The organism is Bacteroides intestinalis (assembly GCF_003464595.1).
GTDB classification, from domain to species: Bacteria; Bacteroidota; Bacteroidia; order Bacteroidales; family Bacteroidaceae; genus Bacteroides; species Bacteroides intestinalis_A.
On the sequence record NZ_QRZF01000019.1, the window covers coordinates 26,049 to 45,067 of the forward strand.

Below are 19,019 nucleotides of genomic sequence, written 5' to 3' on the forward strand. Positions count from 1 at the left end.
CATGAGATTACAACGGGTAACGTTTGATGCTAACCGTCATTTTACCACTATCATCAATTTTATTCACATATACATAAGCGGCATACTTGCCATTTGCTGTTTTCATAAATGCACCGTCATCCTTACTGAATGTCAACGCATAATCAACTGCCGCACCGAGATCCAAACTCTGGAAGTCAACATCGTCAATGTAAACATTGGGCGCTTCACCTTTCAGCTGTGCGTCACGTACATTGGCACGTTTTTCCATAGGGGTCTTATTGGTGGCTCCGGCAGGAACAATTCCTGCAATAGCAATGTATTTCGGGTCGGTACCTGGCGATACGAATGAATGCTTATAATCGTAGCCATTCAATTTGGCCTGATAAATATAAATGAAGTCGATTTTGCTTGCCAGACTTTGGGTGGTTACTTCTTCTTTTGTATAGGCCTTCATGTCTTCAATAGAGAAATAGCAGGCTCCTTCATTACCCAATTCAATGAGTCGTTTCATGTCCATCTTAGAAACAGGGTAAGACGGGGTACTGTAAGAAGCCTTGGCACCTGTGCTGGAAGTTGATGAGAAAGTGAAAGAGATATTCTTTCCTTTGGCTTCTGCAGGTACCACGTATGCATAGCGTACAGTAGCGGCAATCAGTGATGCTTGGCTGGTACCGAAAGCCACTGCCGGATTCATATAGTGTTCATCTACTTTATCCATCATAGTGGCAGTAGATGTGGCACCATTCGTGGAAGCGTCCTTTACTGTTTGTACAGGAACATCATCCCCTGCCTGATACGTCACTCCGTTTACCACCAGTTTGTTTCTTGCAGTGAACCAGGAGTTGAGCTCAAATCCTGTACCTTCGGCTCCTGAGATAGAAGCCCTTGCTTCGGCTTGCCCCAACTGTCCCATCTGGGCACCCATGGCATAAGCGAACTCTATTTTTTCACCTGCGATAGCAGGAGCAACTGTCTTTTTAATCAGATCGTTTCTCAGCGTAGAATCATCGTCATCGCTACATGAAAAACAGGAAAGCGCAATGGCAGACAGCATTACATATTTCAGTAGTTTCATAAATAGTCTCCTTTTTTAAAGTTGATACTGTTTTAAATTATTCTCCCTGTAAAGCTACAGTGATGGTATAAGTTCTCTTCACCTGGCGGTTACCCGAAATAACCGTATATTCACGTGATTGACTAAAGTCGATCCATGAACCCATAGAAGGGGTTACAATACAATCTTTAGCAACAGAACAGTGAGGTTTAACATGCTTCAGATTGGTTCCGAATTTGGCTACAGCTGTAACTATACCTTTCGTAGCATCTGTTTCTATATCCTGAATATTGGTTTCAACCAATACATTACGATCGTCCGGACCTCTCAACTCGAAGTTGGACATATAGCATTCTTCACTGTCGGTAATCAACAAATTGTTGTCATCCAACGGGGCGTCTCCGCAAGCTTGTATCAGGAGGCATACAAACAAAAGACTTAGTATTCTATATACACTTTTCATAAATGTTCGTTCTTGTTTTAAATAAGTATTGTTTTTCAAGCTGAGTATTAATACCATGGGGTATTTTGAGTCAACTTCGGATTACGGCTTCTTTCACCTTCCGGAATCTGATAAATATAGTATTTCTGGAAGTCGCGTTCGGAAGCATTTTTGAACTCGTCACGGAGTCTGGTTCCTTTAGTGTCATACAGCGTCTGACCATCACTATTCGGTTCACCCCATATTTCGTTGACTTTTCTCCAACGACGGATGTCGAACGGACGATGTCCTTCGGTAGCTAATTCTACGATGCGTTCTTGCTCGATAGCTTTAAAGAACTCTTCTTTGTTAGCATACTTACTTTCTTTCAATCCCGGCAGGTTACCTCTGTTACGGATTTGGTTGATTAATCCTACTAATTCCTGTGATGGACCATCTGTTTCATTTACGGCTTCACAATACATCAGGTAGACGTCAGCAAGACGCATCAGATAGAAATCCTGAGGTCCCTGTGTACGTTCGGCAATACCTACCTGGCGTACCCATTTACGGTAGATATAACCAGTCTGACTGCTGGCATCGTTATTGATAAATCCTTTGGACTCTTCGCCTCTAACTCCAAACATCCAAGTCAGGCTATCACCAATGGACATACCGTCCAGAGCCACCTTAATCATTTTCTCACCATTCCATAAGATAGTACTTCTCATACGCCAGTCACGATTTTCGTAACTTTTACGGTTCCATGCGCCGTTTTCCTGATTTTCCTGATTGTTTAAGATTAACTCAGGTAAGAAATCTCCTGTAACAGTCGATTGATAACGGTTTACCAGGCGATTAGTCGGCATAATCCAGCATTGTGCATTGGCTGTAGAACGTGTGCCGAAATCACGTAATAAGCTTTCTCCTTGTCCGTCACCCAAGTTAGGACCTCCATATTGAAGAGAAAATATGATTTCCTGGCAATACTCATTGTCATATTGGAATAACTTCCAATAGTTGGGAGTCTGATACTCTCCCGGGTCACCATTGCCGAAAAGTTTCAGATCATAGTCATAGATCACTTTCTTGAAGTCGGCGGCAGCCCGTTTATAGTATTCTTGGGCTTCGCTTGTGCTTTGCTGGAAATCTTTCAGTTCCGGCCAACCGTTTTTCTTCCAGGATGCCCAGTAAAGCTCTATTTTACCTTTGAAAGCCAAAGCAGCTACTTGAGTTGCTCGTCCGGCCTCGCCACCACTTACGCTTGCAGGCAGTTTTTCGTAAGCATATTGCAAGTCTTGCAGAATGTCATCCTTGATGGTTGCAATAGGAATACGTTCCAGAGAACAAGCTTCGGCATCTCCTGAGAGTACATGGCGATAGTAAGGTACATCACCCCAGTTCTCAATCAGGCGGAAGTAAGCTAATGCGCGAAGAAAATAGTTTTCAGCATTAATGCGTTCCAGAGAGGTCCGGGTGGTGGCATTCCCCTCTATTTCAATCATCCGCTCTATGTTCTGGATAGTAAAGTTAGCGCGGTTGATCGTTTTATAAGCATTGTTCCACATAGATGAAAATCCGCTTGTTACCCAGGCGGCAGGGCTCCATCCGGTGATACTTCCGATACTTTTGCCACGGGTGTTTTGAAATTCGCCCTGTCCATCGTAATAATAATCGGTAGCATACAAGTCACGGATAGCATTGTAGACCCCGTAAGTAGATGACAAAGCATCATCTGTGCTTTTCCAGAAAAGGTCTGAAGATACTTCTGTAGTCGGCTGTCTGTCCAGTAAATCACTTACGCAAGATGACATTGTTCCGACCAGTCCGGCAAATAATATATACTTAATGTATTTCATATTCGTTTTCTAATTTAAGGTGGTTATCAAAATTCAACATTAATACCGATAGAATAGGTTTTAACCAAAGGATAGAGGTCATTAGCATCCGATCTATTGTATTGTTGATTCCAACTACTGATAGATTTCTCCGGGTCAACGCCTTTCCACGGGGTTATTGTGAAAACATTTTCTGCAGACAGATAAATACGGGCACGTTCAAATGAGATCTTTTTCAGTAACTTGGTTGGGATTGAATAACCTATCTGCAAGTTTTTCAGACGTACATAATTCATGTTTTCCGCCCAGAAAGTACTTTCTGTTCTGTTATAGGAGCCTCCGCTACCTGTAACCAGCCTTGGCATGGAAGCATTACGATTATCCAATGACCAGGTGTCATTCCAGTGGAAACTCTGGAAAGCATAACGGTCGGCGGGAACACTTACATTATTGAGATCGTCCAGCCACATGTCTGCGCGACCATAACTACCCTGGAACAATGCCTGGATATCGAAACCTTTATATCCTCCTGTCAGAGTGATACCAAATTGTCCGAGTGGAGTTTCACGATACTTATCTTTCCATGCTTTTTTATCTTTATCATCGATTTGCCCGTCGCCATTCAGGTCTTTAATCAGGATGTCACCGGGTGCGGTATAGTTACCTTGATAGGGAGCATTATAGATTTGGTTCCAAGATTGTACCAATCCGGGGTAGGCCTCATAAATATACAGGAAGTGGTAAGGCATATTCAATGCTGTCCAACCTCTGTCAAGATGATCACCCCATTCTTCCAGTTTGTTCACATTGTAAGAAGCATTCACGTTGATGCTGTAATCCAATTTTCCAACTTTGGAACGCCAAGTAATATTGGCTTCAATACCACGATTGCGCAAGTCGGCGATATTTACACGGGGTGCGTCATATCCGGAAAGGATAGAAGAAATGCTGGAGCCACGAATCATACCGGTGGTGAAACGATCGTACCAATCAAGTTCAGCCGTCAGTTGGTTGTTGAATAAACCAAGGTCCAGACCCACATTGATAACACGTGTTGATTCCCAGGAAAGGTCCTGGTTGATCATTTTACTAGCACTGAATCCTTGTACTAACTTACCATTCATGATGTAATTAGTCGTTTTCATCGTTTCCTTTTGTTCATAACGGCCTACACCGGAGTTATTACCCAATGTACCGTAAGAAGCACGGAATTTGGCATTGCTGATAACTTTCTTCAAAGGTTCAAAGAATGCTTCTTCAGAAATACGCCAGCCGATTGCTCCTGAGGGGAAGAAACCCCACTGATGCCCTTTGGCAAAACGGGAAGAACCATCCGAACGGAAGTTGAATTCAAACAAATATTTGTCGAACATTGCATAATTAACACGACCGATAAAAGAACGTAAGCCTTCTGATTCGGATCTACCCCAGTTGGTTTGTTGTGCAGCCGAGGCTGCATTCAGTTCTTCGAGACTTGAATGAAGTCTGTCTTTTCTCCAGGCACCGAGTTGACGATCAGACCAGAATTCTTCGGCAGCATTGAACATCGCTGTGATGTGATGTCCCGGAGCGATCTCACGGTCATAGCTGATTCTACCTTGGAATAATGTTTTATACCCTTCATAATTAGAGTCGGTAATACCATCTCCTCCGTTGTCCGGCATTTCACGGGCTACTGTATTACTCTGGAAATTCCATTGTTTTAAAGGATTCTGAACAGCTTTTGAAAATTGATTGTAATATCTCAATGCATAGCTTACATTCAGTTTCAGACCTTTCAGAGGTTCCCATTCCGCATAAGCATTTCCATTGAATTCCTTACGGGAGGTAGTTGTACGATATGCTTCATATTCGGCAGCTACGTTACCGGCAGCAGAATTTTCACCATAAGCCATGGCACCACCATATTCGCCCGTTTCAGGATGCTTGTTCAATATACCGGATACTGCATATTTCAAACCGGCATTTTCCAAACCGCTTCCACGGGGAGCAGTTGTTTCGGACCATTGGCCGTCTGACTTCATACCGATTTTAAAGTTGTCCCGGATTTTATAATCCAGGTTGAAACGCATATTGTAGCGGCTGTAGTCATTATGAATCTGCAATCCTTTCTGATCCATAATACCGATTGATGCGTAGAAATTCATTTTGTCCGAACCACCTGAAGCCGAGATAGTCTGGTTGAGTGTACCACCTGTGCGGAACATCTCATCAAATTGGTCGGTGTTGGGAAACAGAATGGGGTCCACCATACTCATGGCCATCCATTGCTCCACTGTTCCTTGGCGGAAGTTGGTTGAACTGTTTCCTGTGCCGGCAGCCCGCATGTGCATAGTTAGTGCTCGGGAGTAGTCATTCATATAGTCGTAGAACTCTACCGGGCTTGCCCAAGCATAAGAACCATTATAAGTAATCTTTGCCTTACTCTGTCCCAGGCCGTTTTTGGTGGTAATCAGAATAACGCCATTAGCAGCACGCGAACCGTAAACGGCTGATGAAGCAGCATCTTTCAATACGGAAATGCTCTCGATATCATTCATATTGATACGGTTGATGTCAACATCAGGCATGCCATCCACTACGATGAGCGGGTCGGAGTTATTGATAGAACCTAAACCGCGCACTTTCAGTGATGCGCCATCGGAACCTGCAAAACCAGTAGATTGGTTTACCACCAATCCCGGCACTAAACCGGAAAGTCCGGAGGATACATTGGAAATGGAACGGCTGGCAATTGCTTCATCAATCTTCACTGCTGATACCGACCCGGTCAGGTTGACCTTTTTCTGGGTACCATAACCAATCACTATAACTTCGTCCAATGCTTGTGAGTCTTCGTTGAGGGTTACAACGATATTTGTTTTGCCTTTCAGGGCAACCTCTTGTGTAGTGTATCCGATGAAGGATATCACAAGAGTGGCATTTGTTGAGGCATCAATGCTAAAATGACCGTCAATGTCTGTGATAGTACCACCTGTACCTCCTTTGATGGTGACATTAGCGCCGATAATCGTTTCTCCTGTGTTATCTTTTACCGTACCGGTAATCTTGGCTTGCTGTGCCGAGACGCTTCCGATACCAATAAAGACTAATAGGAATACCAAAAAATGTTTCATATAGCTTAAATTTAAATGAATAATAAAAGGTTAATTTCATGTAAGAACCGAGGGCTTTTACTTCTTAAGGTGGAAGTAGATTTATATGCCCCTCTTTAAGATGTGTGATTCATAAGTATTACTTCATAGGCGTCCTTTCTCTTTTAATGGTTAATATGCTTTTCTAAATCGTTGTATAAAGTGATGACAAATATATCGGTCTTTCATGCTCACATTGTAAATATGGCTACATCTTAGCTACATCAGTATTGCTTGCTGACTACATCAATACTTTCTCTACGCGAAATTAATGTATTGATTATTAGTGATGTAAATGGATATTTTGATTTTAAAAGACTACTTCTCTTTTTCTCAAAGAATAGAGTGTTATTCATCAGAAAGACATTATCTTTGCTTCTACGAAACCAAAAGTTGACCGCTATGAAACTAAAGACGTATGCTACATTCTTTTTTCTTCTCTTATTGTGCTCATCATTGAGTGCCGGTTGGCAACGGCCGATAACAAACTATACACGCCATGCTTATAAAGCCGGTAATCAGAATTGGGGGTTACAGCAACATGAAAACGGCTGGATGTATGTGGCCAATACCAATGGACTGTTGGAGTTTGATGGCGCCGGATGGAATCTTTATCCCATGCATAATGCAAAAGCCCGTGCTATGAAAATAGGAAATGACGGACGGATTTACATCGGTGGAATCGGTCGTTTTGGCTATTTTACTCCGAATCGTTTGGGAGGGTTGGACTATACTTGTCTTTCGGATAGTTTGCCTCCTAACTCTTCTATAGGTGTTATCTGGAATATTCTGCAGGATAAGAACCGAATCTGTTTTCAGTCGGATCGTAGCTTATTTTATTGGGAAAATGACCATTTGGAGTATCTGGAATGTAGCGGTGAAATATATACTTCTTCTATCGTATACAATAAATTTTATATAGGCGCTGCCGAAGGATTACTCATTCTTGATGGGAAAGACTTCACTGTAGTACCCGGTTCGGAGATATTGGGAAGAATATCCAGTCTGTTACCTTATAACGGTAAGGTTCTGATAGCTACCCGCTATAACGGACTCTTTACTTATGATGGTGAAAAGATCGAGAAATATACTTGTGCGGCAGATGAGTTCATGAAGAAAAACCGTGTGTTTTGTGCAGCTCTTAATCATTCTTTGTTGGCCATAGGCTCTGTACAAGACGGGGTGTGCTTATTGAATCTTGAAAAAGATGAGATCGATGTCATATCTATTAGTAGCGGATTACAGAATAAAACAGTGCTTAGTATGGCTTTTGATGCACAGGAAAATCTTTGGTTAGGACTGGATAATGGAATTGACTATATTCATTTGAATTCTCGTATATCCTCTTTATATGGCAACAGGCCGGTTATAGGTTCGGGATACACTTCTTATCTCTATCGGGATAAACTATATTTAGGAACCAACCAGGGACTGTATTATACCGTGCCTTCTGTAGATTTGAATCAGACGATACCAATGGAGTTTATTCCCGGTACGGGTGGTCAGGTGTGGTCGTTCCTGAATCATGATGATAAGCTGTTCTGTGCTTCGGATAATGGCATTTTTGTAATAGATGGTGCTAATGTGGAACATCTGGATGGCTTGAGGGGGACGCGTCTGCTCATATCTCTCATCCACCGGCCGGATGTGTTGATTGTGGGAACATATGGCAAATATAGCGGATTACATCTGTTGCAGAAGGAATCCGGAAAGTGGAAAGTAGCCGGCCGGCTTCGGAACTTTACCTATTCTGCAAAAAGTCTTTTGGCTGAGAAAACAGGTAATATATTATGGATTACTAATAAGGATAGAGGTGTCTGTCGCCTTCAACTGTCTGATGACTTGAAAGAAGTCATAAATTTGAAGAACTATAATAACCATTCTTTTCCTACGGGATATGATGCTTACCTGGCTCAGATAAACAATGAAACCGTAGTGGTGTCACACTATGGCTTATGGCGTTATAATCAGGTTACGGATAGCTTGGAAGAGTATTCGGAGTTGGAATCTTTATTGGATGGGAAGACTTCCTATACTTATCTTACTACAGATATTTCGCATAATATGTGGTATGTAGTGAGCGGAGCATTGAAGCTGTTGCGCTATGATGCCATGAAAAATACTTATTATAAGAATCCTCATGAGTCTTTTCTGAAAGGTTCGTTGATTGAAAATAATGAGAGTGTAAATGTATGTGACGATCAGGCGGTAGTAGGTACAGAAGAAGGTTTTTCATTGGTAAGTCTTTCTCCGGTTACTACAGATGTTACGCCATTGTCTTTGCAGATTCGCCGGGTATATCTGACCGGACAACGTGACTCGTTGATCTATGGGCGTAGTTACCGGTATGATGATTCGCCGGTGATTATTCCTTATCGTCACAACTCTCTTCGTATTCAGTACAATGTGAATACCTATGATCCTTCCCAGGCATCCCTTTATTCATTCCGACTCAGTAATGGTAGTGATAAAGGTCAATGGAGTGAGTATAGCGAGAATAGCGTGAAGGAATTTACAGGTTTGCACGAAGGGAAATATGTATTCAGTGTAAAGCTGATGACAGATAAAGATCAGGAACCGGTGATTACGAGTTTTGCTTTTGAGGTATTGCCTCCCTGGTATCGTGCATGGTGGAGTTATCTGATCTATGCTGTCATGCTAAGTGGCTTGCTATACTATATATATTATCGTATTGCCGATAGCCGCAAGCGCCTGCTGATGCAGAAAGAACTGGAACTTTATCGTCAGAAACAAGAGTTTAAGAAAGAAAGTGAACTGAAAGATAAGAAGATAGATATCCTGAAAGAAGAAAACCTGCAGTCTGAATTACGTTATAAATCGGAGGAACTGATTCGTACCACTTTGAATATTGTGCGTAAGAATGAAATCTTATTGGATATCAAGAAGGAAGTGTTGGGTATTTCTCATTCCATCAGTGAGGAGAATCTTGTATCCCTTCGCCGGAAAACACTCCGGCTGTTGGGGCAGATCGATACGAATATTGAGCATGATGACGATTTGCAGGCATTTCAAAGTACTTTCGACTCTGTACATCATGATTTCTTCCGTAAACTGGAAAAGGCATATCCGGAACTGAATAACAAAGAAAAGTTGCTTTGTGCCTATATTCAGATGAATCTGCTGTCTAAAGAAATAGCTCCGCTCCTGAATATCTCTTTGCGAGGGGTGGAGATTAGCCGTTACCGTTTGCGTAAGAAACTGGGATTGGAAGAAGGGGAGAATCTTGCAGAATTCCTGCAGAAATTCTCAAAATGAACGTTGCAATATCAGTAAACTCTCCGGTCCCATATTGAACAGTAAATCGACGATGCTGAGATTGGGCAGAAAGCCGAGCCGTTCCTGGAAGACCTGATAATAAGGCTGGACAATGAAGTCCGGGTCTTCCTCTTTATAATCTTTCTTCGGATGAATTCGTTCACGAAAATCATCTTCGTTGGGTGTAAGATCAATCTTGTACATATCAGTGCGTTCCATGTCCGGCTGTATATCTATCAATGAACAGACAAGACGACATAATTCTTCGTTGAAATCGGCTAAAAACTCATATTTCTTCTCATAGAAAGGCTGGAAATCATCTTTGTAGTATTCAAAGAAAGGCGTATGATTGTAAGCAGATGACAGAGCATTCCAATGCAGGTGCCGCCAGTTGCCATGATCGGAGATACGGATGTCTTTTAGTGGGCATTTCAGGGTGGCGGGCTTGACGGTAGGGATGGAAAGTACCAATTCACCGTCCGGTGCTGCAATGGTACAGCGGTTGCGGTAGGTCTGTTTCACATAATGGTCGTGCTGCTCGATAAAGACCTTGTCATAAGCCAGTAACTTGGCATAGTATTCTATGGGTGCCAGATAGGCAGAAGAAAGATATACGGTTTTCATTTTGAATTCATTCTTTGGTTAGTTCTCTTACGATCTCTCCTTTTCTATTGTACGGGACTGAAGAAACGTTTCCAGCGATACCCTCCGAACAGCCCGGTTTCGCTCTCCTTAGAAAACCAGATGAGCGAGGCTTTGCCGATAATATGATCTTTAGGGACAAAACCAAACAGACGGGAATCAGAGAGATTGATGGAGTTATTAGCACTTACCCAGTAATAATCCTTGGTAAAGTAGCAATGTTGCACAGGTTTACCTTCTATATATAAGGTATCGTTTTTAATCTCAGCTTGTTTTTTTTCATGCAGCACCAAGGTATTGCGTAGCAGAGTCCGGTTCCACGGATATACACGTACAGCTTTTCCCTTACCGGGAACAATCAGCGGACGTAAGGCCTCTATGGAGTCTTTCTTATCCAGTAGTTTTATCCAGCAGTTTCCGTTCATGGCTTGTTCCAGCAGATAATATTCGTAACGGCTGAAACTACGTACATTCTTTATGCTATCCTGTCCCATCAGGCGATTATCGCATATAGAAAGGAGAGTGAGTAATGAATCAAGCTGCTTCTCCTTTTTCCGGGGATAGTCGTACAGAAACTTTTGGTCGGGAGCGTTCTTTTCCGATGGGATGACGGAAAACAGGGAATCTATCAGTAACGTATCTCCCGGCACACCAATACAACGGCTGATGAATACCTCGCGTCGGGAAATGACAGACTCTGAAAGATTAGCCGGATTGTTGAAGACGATAATGTCTTCCTTTTCTACGGGACTGTCTCCCCAGCGATGATAATTCCACAACGCCATGAGGGGAAGGCGCAGCCCATAGCTCCATTTATTTACCAGGATACGTTCTCCCTGAAACAGGGAGTTCTCCATACCCGATGAGGGAATAAGGTAGGAAGTCATAACGCAACCCCGGAGTAACACTACAACGAGTATTATTCCGATGATTGCTCCCGTTATCTTCCATGCTTTCATATCGAAATTAATAATTAAAGAATTAAAAAATGAAAGTGTATCCCATTTCATTCTTTAATTCTTTCATTCTTTAATTTGGCATCATTTTACCCACTTAAATATTCGGTTCCAACGGATTTTACCGTCAAACCAGCCGCGATCCTTATCGAGTGACAGCCAAACTACAATCGGCTTGCCTACGACATGATCTTCCGGAACGAATCCCCAGGAACGGGCATCGGCAGAGTTGTGGCGATTATCACCCATCATCCAGTAATAGTCCATCTTGAAGGTATATTCGTCTGTCTTTTTACCGTTGATGTAGATACCATCCTCTTTTACTTCCAGCGTATTGCCTTCATATGCTCTGATAGGACGTTCGTAGATAGGCAGATTATCCTCGGTCAGTTTGATGGTAGCACCTTTCTTCGGTATCCAGATTGGGCCGTAGTTATTGCGATCCCACTTTGTATAGAGGTTCAACGGATACATTTGACCGGTGAACATTTCCGGTTCCATGACGATGCGGCTGATCAGTTTCTTATTACCCGATAGCGTTTCAAGCATTTTCTTTGTCAGTGGCAGATCGTAGGTAGGAGCCAGGCGCCCTTGTGCATCACGGTGGGTTAATCCCATCTCCATTAACAGGCTTTCGTTAGTGACCATTGCCTGATCGTCCTTGCTGATGCCCAGTTCGCGGAACATATCTTCTGTGATGTACGGGCCTGTGGTCTGTACCAGATAGTTGAGCTGCATGTCTTCCGGATTTTCAAGAGGCTTCCCGTCGATATAGACTTGGGCATCCCTGATTTCAAGTGTATCTCCCGGTAATCCGACGCAACGCTTTACATAGTTCTCGCGGCGGTCTACAGGGCGGACAACAACGTCACCATACATTTTAGGATTGGAAAGTATCAGGTTCCTTCCGGCATTGTAGTACAAATCGTAAACGGCACGTTGTTGCTTACGCGTCAGACTGTCCATATTTACGGGATTCGGATACATCCGCTGCCCTTCGTTGTAGGCAAGGGAATAGAAGTCCGTTTGCTGATAGTTGGTTGCTACGGTATCTCCCGCAGGGAAGTTGAATACTACGATATCATTCCGCTTCACTTTGCCCAGACCCGGAACACGTTTGTAGTCCCATTGGGGCCACTCAATGTACGATTTGGTATTTACCAGTGGCAGGGTGTGCTGAGCCAGCGGCATGGACAATGGCGTATTGGGTACGCGCGGACCGTAGCTTAATTTGCTGACGTAGAGGTAATCGCCTACCAACAATGATTTCTCCAGTGAAGAAGAAGGTATCTGATAATTCTGGAATACGTAGATATTGACGAAGTAAACAGCTACCAGTGCAAACACGATAGCGTCTACCCAACTCATGATGTTGCGTACAGCCGGATTCTTAGACTTCTTCCAGAAGCCCCAGGGGATTTTTTTGCTGATGTAAATGTCGAAGATGAAGGGTAGGACAATCAGTCCCAACCAGCTTTTTACCCATACCAGAAAGGCGAGGTAAAGCACGGTGATGATTGCAAATTTAATCCATTGGGCGCGAGTTGCTTTTCTCATAATATATTTTTTTAGTTGACGAGGGAACAAGTTAACGAGTTGACAGGAGGGCAACTCCCTTGTGTCTTGTCACCTTGTTTCCTTGTATCTTTTAGTCTTTTAAAAAAGGGAACAAGTCGCTCATTCCCAGATAACCTTCTTTATTGGCAGTAAATTCGGCAGCAAGTACGGCACCCAGCGCAAAACCTTTGCGGTTCTTGGCATCGTGCGTAAGGATAATGCTGTCAGCTTCCGATTCGTAGCGGATTACATGGATACCCGGCACTTCCCCTTCGCGGATAGAGCTGACGAGGAGTTCATTGGCCGCACATTTGGTAGAACCTGAAACGGTTCCATCCGGTGCCTGCATGGTTCCTTTCACCCAGCGTTCTTTACGGTCGAGGTTTTCCAGAATTTCTTCGGCAAGCGTGATAGCCGTACCGCTTGGAGCATCCAGTTTGTGGATATGGTGTGTCTCACTCATCGTCACATCGTAAGCCGGGAACTGGTTCATTATTTTTGCCAGATATTTATTCACGGCAGAAAAAATGGTGACGCCCAGACTGAAGTTAGACGCCCAGAATAGCGTTTTACCTCTTTTGGTACAAAGCTCTTTGATTTCATCGCCATGTTCGTTCATCCAACCCGTACTGCCGGAAACTAACTTCACACCGGCTTCGAAAGCCTTTATATAATTATTGTAGGCTACCATGGGGTTGGTGAATTCTATGGCAACATCAGCGCTCTTGAAAGCATCCGATTTAAAATCTTCCTGGTTATCTACATCGATGATGCTGACAATCTCGTGTCCGCGACTGAGGGCAATCTTCTCGATTTCCTTACCCATTCTTCCGTAACCGATTAATGCTATTTTCATTCTTTCTTCTGTTTTAATTCACTTTATCAACATTTTATAGGTCGCAAAGGTAATGTTTTTCTTACATTTGCGGGCAATATTAACTTCTTGTTAACAATGGAACTACTATTGCATTACGTCTGGAAGCATAAAATCTTTCCTTTGAAGATGCTTCGGACGACTACCGGCAAGCCGGTTGAGGTGATAGATGCCGGACTACCGAACACAAATGCAGGCCCCGACTTCTTTAATGCCAAACTGAAAATAGACGGTACCCTCTGGGTGGGAAACGTTGAAGTGCACACTGTTGCCTCCGACTGGATGCGGCATGGGCACGATAAAGATGTTGCTTATGATAACGTGATCCTGCATGTAGCGGAGACCGTAGATTGCGAAGTGTTTCGTGCGAACGGTGCACCGGTACCCCAGTTGCAGCTTTTTTGCCCCGAGTCCATCCGTCGGCACTATGCCGAGCTGAACCATGCGGAGATTTATCCTCCTTGCTATTCCATATTATCTTCTCTTCCGAAACTCATTGTTCATTCCTGGCTTTCTGCTTTGCAGGTGGAGCGCTTTGAACAGAAGGCCCGTGCTATTGTTGCCCGATTGGAACATTGCAATAATCATTGGGAAGATGTATTCTTCATTACCTTGTCCCGTAACTTTGGTTTCGGGCTGAATGGGGATGCTTTTGAGACATGGGCCAATCATTTGCCTTTCCGGGCGATAGGTAAGCACCGCGACAATCTCTTTCAGGTGGAAGCTTTCTTCTTCGGACAAGCCGGGTTGCTGGATGAGGAATTGCCGGATGCGGATGAATATTACCGGAAGTTACAGAAAGAGTTCCGCTATTTGCAGCATAAGTTTGAATTATCGGCTCCAATGCCTGCCACTCAATGGCGTTTTCTCCGTTTGCGTCCCGGCAATTTTCCCCATGTCCGGCTGGCACAGTTGGCAAACTTGTATTATAAGGAGCGCTCGCTCTTCTCCCGCATCATGGAAGCGGAAACGCTGGAAGCTGTCCAGAAACTACTGACTATTAGTACCTCCCCGTATTGGGAAGAGCATTTCAATTTCCGGAAAGTCTCTTCCTCCCGTGAAAAGCAAGTGGGGAAGAATGCTCAGAGCCTGATTGCCATTAACACTGTTATTCCTTTCTTATACGCCTATGGCCTGCATAAAGCAGACGGAGCACTCTGCGAGCGTGCCACCCGTTTTCTTGAGAGCCTGAAGGCAGAAGATAATCACATCATTCGCCATTGGAGTGGGGCAGGGCTACCTGTATCTACTGCTGCTGATTCGCAGGCTTTGTTGCAACTTCAGAAAGAGTATTGCGATAGGAAAGACTGCCTGCGCTGTCGTTTCGGCTTTGAGTATCTGAGGCAGAAATAAGAAGGTTCTGTTCTTTCAGTTCTTGCCGGAGTTCCTTGTTCATCGGTATTCCGGCTGAAATTATTTTTCCCTTTCACCGCTTCACCTCCGCATCTCGCGACATACCATAAAATCCCGGCATGGGACGGTAGATGGGTTGCGTACGTCGCCCTACGTTCGTCAGTTTACCTTCCTCCTGCAGCCGTTTTAAATGTCCGTTGGCGGTAGTGCGTGCCATACTGCACAGATTTTGGAAATCGTAGCGAATCAGTACGTCGTGCTCGGTGAAGTACTCTTTCAGGCGCATATCTATCTCCACTTCCGAGAGGCGTTGGGAGTGGCGGGTATATTTGCTCCGGGTGGTCGTGATGCCCGTCAGCGCACTTTTCAGATTGACGTCAGGACGGAAACTGATACTCTTTAACCGTACTTTCAGATGCTTGTTCGGTGTGCTACGGGTTACTTTCTGCGTAGCTTCCAGTGTTGGGGAGAAATACCCCAGACCTTCAATGTGTACCTCACGGCCTTCGCGCAACTCCTCACCACAAATCTGCGTCAGGCAATCTATCGCGTTCATCACATCGCCCGTCGTGAGCGAACTGCGGGCATGCACGCGGGCATACAATTGTTTCATTGTGACTTTTCCGTTAAGCAACGGGCGGGGATGCAATCCCCTTTCTTCCGGATCACCCTCAGCATTGGGGTTCTCATACCAATCATATACTATTGACATAAATCTTATCTCTTTATGCGGTTAATATCCTTACTTTATTGTGCCAAAGGTGCTCGTTTATAAATGAACCACTCCGGTTGGCAGATCGAATAATTCCAGTCACTCAATCGAATAACTCCAGTCAGTAGAACGAATGACTTTGGTCGGTCATTTATAAAGAAGTATGCAAAGATACATAAATAAGTGGGTTACGCGTATAAAAGCCCTATCTTTTTCTGCAAGCGTTTTTATGATAAAAATAATAGGGAAAAGCTTGCAAAACCCCTATTCCGCATAGTAACTTCGTAGCATCGAGCTCGACAAACCGATACCATTAACCATTAAAAGAAAACAAAAAACATCATGAAGAAGAATCGAATGACATTGCAACAGCACCGACTTTTGCGCGAGGCAAGCCAACTACTGACTTTTGCGGAAAAGCTGAAAGCGACAAAACCGGAAACAAAACTTAAAATATCGAAGAATGCCGCTAATGCGACTTTGCTCCTGACCCGCAATGTAAAGGAATTCCTGACAACCCGTTACGACTTTCGCTACAACCTACTGACGGATGAGACCGAGTTTCGCCCTGCCGGACAACGTACCACTCCTTTCATTCCTATCGGTAAGCGGGAACTGAATGCTTTATGCATTGAAGCGCATGACGAAGGTATTCCTTGTTGGGACAAGGACCTGAGCCGTTATGTCTATTCCTCTTACATCGCCTCTTATCACCCTTTTCACCTCTACATGGAAGAGCTGCCCGCCTGGGACGGACACGACCGGCTGACTGCGCTTGCCCAACGCGTTTCTTGTCGTCCGTTGTGGGTGCAAGGCTTCCACACATGGATGCTGGGGCTTGCTTCGCAATGGATGGATCAGTCCGGACTGCATGCCAACAGTGTAGCGCCTATTCTTGTCAGCCGGGAACAGGGGCGCCGGAAGAGTACCTTTTGCCGCTCACTGATGCCTGACGTGCTGATGCGTTACTACACCGACAACCTGAAACTCACCTCGCAGGGACAAGCCGAACGGCTATTGGCGGAAATGGGACTGCTGAATATGGATGAATTTGATAAATACGCCGAAAACAAGATGCCGTTGCTGAAGAACCTGATGCAGATGTCCACCCTCAACATCCGCAAGGCCTATCAGCAGAATTTCCGGCAACTACCTCGCGTAGCCTCATTTATCGGTACAAGCAACCGCTTTGACCTGCTCACCGATCCGACGGGCAGCCGCCGTTTCTTCTGCGTGGAAGTGAAGCACGATATCGACTGCACCCACATAGAGCATGACCAGATTTTTGCCCAACTGAAAGCTGAACTGTCTGCCGGACGGCGTAACTGGTTCACCAAGAAAGAAGAGGAAGAATTGCAAAGGTACAATGAAAAGTTCTATCGTACCAGTCTTGTTGAAGAGGTACTCGCTTCCCGGTTCCGCACCCCGCTTGCCCATGAAAAGAGCCTTGACTTGACCGCCGCCGACATTTTCAGCGAATTGCAAACGGCCAACCCTGCCGCCATGCGAGGCAGTAACCCCATGCGCTTCGGGCAAGTATTGCTTCGGGCAGGACTGAAAAGGAGACATACGGAATACGGCAATGTGTATGAGGTGGTGAGAAGACTGGAAGTTTCAGCCGGAAAGCCGATGGATAGGGAGACTCAGGGAGGGCTGAAAGAACTGCAAGAAGAGAAATAGGTTGTGGAAAGGTAATACACGAATAGGTATTTATGCTTGATGAAGATGTTTTTCTATTTTCAAGAGGAACATAGCTGACTATGTAACGATTGAAAATAGAAAAACAACTCAAAAGTGTCTTGTTATTCCTAAAACTATAGGTATATTTGCTTATATACCGACCAAATGTTATTGTTTGCTATTCATTTTATATACAAAGTCATTGCTATCTACTTTTTTAGTGGACAGCAATGATATAAATTTTCAATCAAATCCTAATCCTTTCCAATAACGGAACTTGTCTCCTCTAGTGGTTTCTCCATTGCTGAAGAACAATATAAATTCCATATCTTCTATAATGAAATCACGAAGATATCCCCTTATGGCTCTATTTTGATCTACTCTGTTTTTAAATTCGTATTCTGCAATCCCAGCACTCTTTGGGTATGGTTCATAAAATTTGATAAAACAACAATATATTGGGACTTTTTTTATAAGATGGAACTTGTCATCTCCCAAATATGATATTTTTATACCTCGTACTTCCCTAGGGTATGGGAAATTATCCTTACTAGACCTTCCTATATAATAGAATTTTAATTCAAAATCATCTGCAAATATTCCGAACGGTTTGTTAATGTACTTTTCAATATTCTTCCCTGTAAAATTTGTTTTTATATATTCGAGCGTATCATTATTACATTCTTGCAAGGATATATATCCGTCTTGTGCAAAAGCGGATATGGATGCCACCAATAGTGACCAAATTAGAATTAAATTTTTCATAAGTTTGTTATTTACAGTTATACGGTATTAAAATCCTGTTTGGATTTTGCTTAGTTTCAATATGCGGACTCTTTTTGAGGTTGTTTTTCTGTTTTCAATAGTAACAAAGCTGACAATGAACAACTGAAAATAGAAAAACAACTCAAAATTGTCTTGTACTCCCTAAAACTATAGGTATGCTTTTAGTTAACTTGATATATTTGCTTATATGTTGAACAAATGTTATCGTTTGATATTCATTTTTTTATATATAAACTTTCAATCAAATCCTAAATCTTTCCAATACCAAAATTTATCTTTAGAAGTGTCTCCATTGCTGAAAAGTAATATAAATTCTATGTCTTTTATAATGAAATTGCCGAAGTATTCCCTTATAGCTGTATTTTCATTTACTCTATTTTTATCTTTGTATGTTATAAAGCCACCCATTGAAGGATATGGTTGGTGAAACTGGACAAAGCAACAATATAACGGAAATTTCTTTTTAAGGTGAAATTTACCTTCATTCTTGTATGATATTTTTATAGCTTCTACCTCTCTTGGAGACTTAATAGATATCACAGACTTTCCTATCAGATGAAAATCTAAATCGAAATCATCTGCAAATATTCCGAATGGTTGGTTTATGTACTTTTCAATGTTCTTGCCTGTAAAATTCGCTTTCACATATTCGAGAGTATCGTTATTGCATTCTTGCAAAGATATATATCTGTTTTGTGCAAAAGCAGATATGGATGCCACAAATAGTGACAAAATTAGAATTAAATTTTTCATA

General features: G+C 43.2%; 14 protein-coding genes. 3 read left to right on the top strand and 11 right to left on the bottom strand.

Annotation, left to right across the window (positions count from 1 at the left end; all coding sequences use genetic code 11):
* Positions 1–7 precede the first annotated feature (7 nt).
* Genes DWW10_RS20295 through DWW10_RS20310 form a run of 4 tightly spaced genes read right to left on the bottom strand, consistent with a single transcriptional unit; the run spans position 8 to position 6,411 of the window.
* On the bottom strand, positions 8–1,057 hold the full coding sequence (locus DWW10_RS20295; RefSeq protein WP_022393227.1) for a DUF4466 family protein: 1,050 nt from the start codon (positions 1,055–1,057) through the stop codon (positions 8–10).
* A 37-nt stretch (positions 1,058–1,094) separates the two neighbouring features.
* The gene (locus DWW10_RS20300) at positions 1,095–1,499 is read right to left on the bottom strand and encodes a hypothetical protein (protein ID WP_021967871.1); all 405 of its coding nucleotides are present in this window, start codon (positions 1,497–1,499) and stop codon (positions 1,095–1,097) included.
* Positions 1,500–1,546: 47 nt separating this feature from the next.
* Positions 1,547–3,316: a RagB/SusD family nutrient uptake outer membrane protein gene (locus DWW10_RS20305; RefSeq protein WP_022393228.1), complete on the bottom strand. Its 1,770-nt coding sequence runs from the start codon at positions 3,314–3,316 to the stop codon at positions 1,547–1,549.
* 26 nt (positions 3,317–3,342) lie between these two features.
* Positions 3,343–6,411, bottom strand: a complete 3,069-nt coding sequence (locus DWW10_RS20310; protein WP_022393229.1) for a SusC/RagA family TonB-linked outer membrane protein — start codon at positions 6,409–6,411, stop codon at positions 3,343–3,345.
* Between the two features lie 420 nt (positions 6,412–6,831).
* On the opposite strand from DWW10_RS20310, the gene DWW10_RS20315 reads away from it, so the two are divergent.
* A complete protein-coding gene (locus DWW10_RS20315; RefSeq protein ID WP_022393230.1) occupies positions 6,832–9,705 on the top strand; it encodes a ligand-binding sensor domain-containing protein in 2,874 nt (957 codons plus the stop codon).
* Here the strand turns inward: DWW10_RS20315 and DWW10_RS20320 are convergent.
* From DWW10_RS20320 to dapB, 4 genes are all read right to left on the bottom strand, one after another.
* Positions 9,697–10,329 carry a WbqC family protein gene (locus DWW10_RS20320; RefSeq protein ID WP_022393231.1) on the bottom strand — a complete coding sequence of 211 codons (633 nt, stop codon included), beginning with the start codon at positions 10,327–10,329 and terminating at the stop codon, positions 9,697–9,699. The two genes, DWW10_RS20315 and DWW10_RS20320, sit on opposite strands and share 9 nt — an antisense overlap.
* 44 nt (positions 10,330–10,373) lie before the next feature.
* Positions 10,374–11,306: a signal peptidase I gene (gene lepB / locus DWW10_RS20325; RefSeq protein WP_022393232.1), complete on the bottom strand. Its 933-nt coding sequence runs from the start codon at positions 11,304–11,306 to the stop codon at positions 10,374–10,376.
* Between the two features lie 81 nt (positions 11,307–11,387).
* Positions 11,388–12,860: a S26 family signal peptidase gene (locus DWW10_RS20330; RefSeq protein ID WP_022393233.1), complete on the bottom strand. Its 1,473-nt coding sequence runs from the start codon at positions 12,858–12,860 to the stop codon at positions 11,388–11,390.
* Positions 12,861–12,951: 91 nt separating this feature from the next.
* Complete coding sequence (dapB, locus tag DWW10_RS20335) at positions 12,952–13,716, bottom strand: 4-hydroxy-tetrahydrodipicolinate reductase (protein ID WP_022393234.1); 765 nt, start codon at positions 13,714–13,716, stop codon at positions 12,952–12,954.
* Positions 13,717–13,812: 96 nt separating this feature from the next.
* Between dapB and DWW10_RS20340 the strand changes: the two genes are divergently transcribed.
* Positions 13,813–15,087 carry a DUF2851 family protein gene (locus DWW10_RS20340; RefSeq protein WP_118420678.1) on the top strand — a complete coding sequence of 425 codons (1,275 nt, stop codon included), beginning with the start codon at positions 13,813–13,815 and terminating at the stop codon, positions 15,085–15,087.
* 73 nt (positions 15,088–15,160) lie between these two features.
* Here DWW10_RS20340 and DWW10_RS20345 read toward each other — a convergent pair whose 3' ends face one another.
* The gene (locus DWW10_RS20345) at positions 15,161–15,799 is read right to left on the bottom strand and encodes an HU family DNA-binding protein (RefSeq protein ID WP_022393236.1); all 639 of its coding nucleotides are present in this window, start codon (positions 15,797–15,799) and stop codon (positions 15,161–15,163) included.
* Between the two features lie 342 nt (positions 15,800–16,141).
* Here DWW10_RS20345 and DWW10_RS20350 point away from each other — a divergent pair, with 342 nt between their 5' ends.
* The gene (locus tag DWW10_RS20350) at positions 16,142–17,479 is read left to right on the top strand and encodes a VapE domain-containing protein (protein WP_022393237.1); all 1,338 of its coding nucleotides are present in this window, start codon (positions 16,142–16,144) and stop codon (positions 17,477–17,479) included.
* A gap of 243 nt (positions 17,480–17,722) precedes the next feature.
* Here DWW10_RS20350 and DWW10_RS20355 read toward each other — a convergent pair whose 3' ends face one another.
* Positions 17,723–18,244, bottom strand: a complete 522-nt coding sequence (locus DWW10_RS20355; RefSeq protein WP_022393238.1) for a hypothetical protein — start codon at positions 18,242–18,244, stop codon at positions 17,723–17,725.
* 258 nt (positions 18,245–18,502) lie between these two features.
* Positions 18,503–19,018, bottom strand: a complete 516-nt coding sequence (locus DWW10_RS20360; RefSeq protein ID WP_022393239.1) for a hypothetical protein — start codon at positions 19,016–19,018, stop codon at positions 18,503–18,505.
* Position 19,019: the final 1 nt, after the last annotated feature.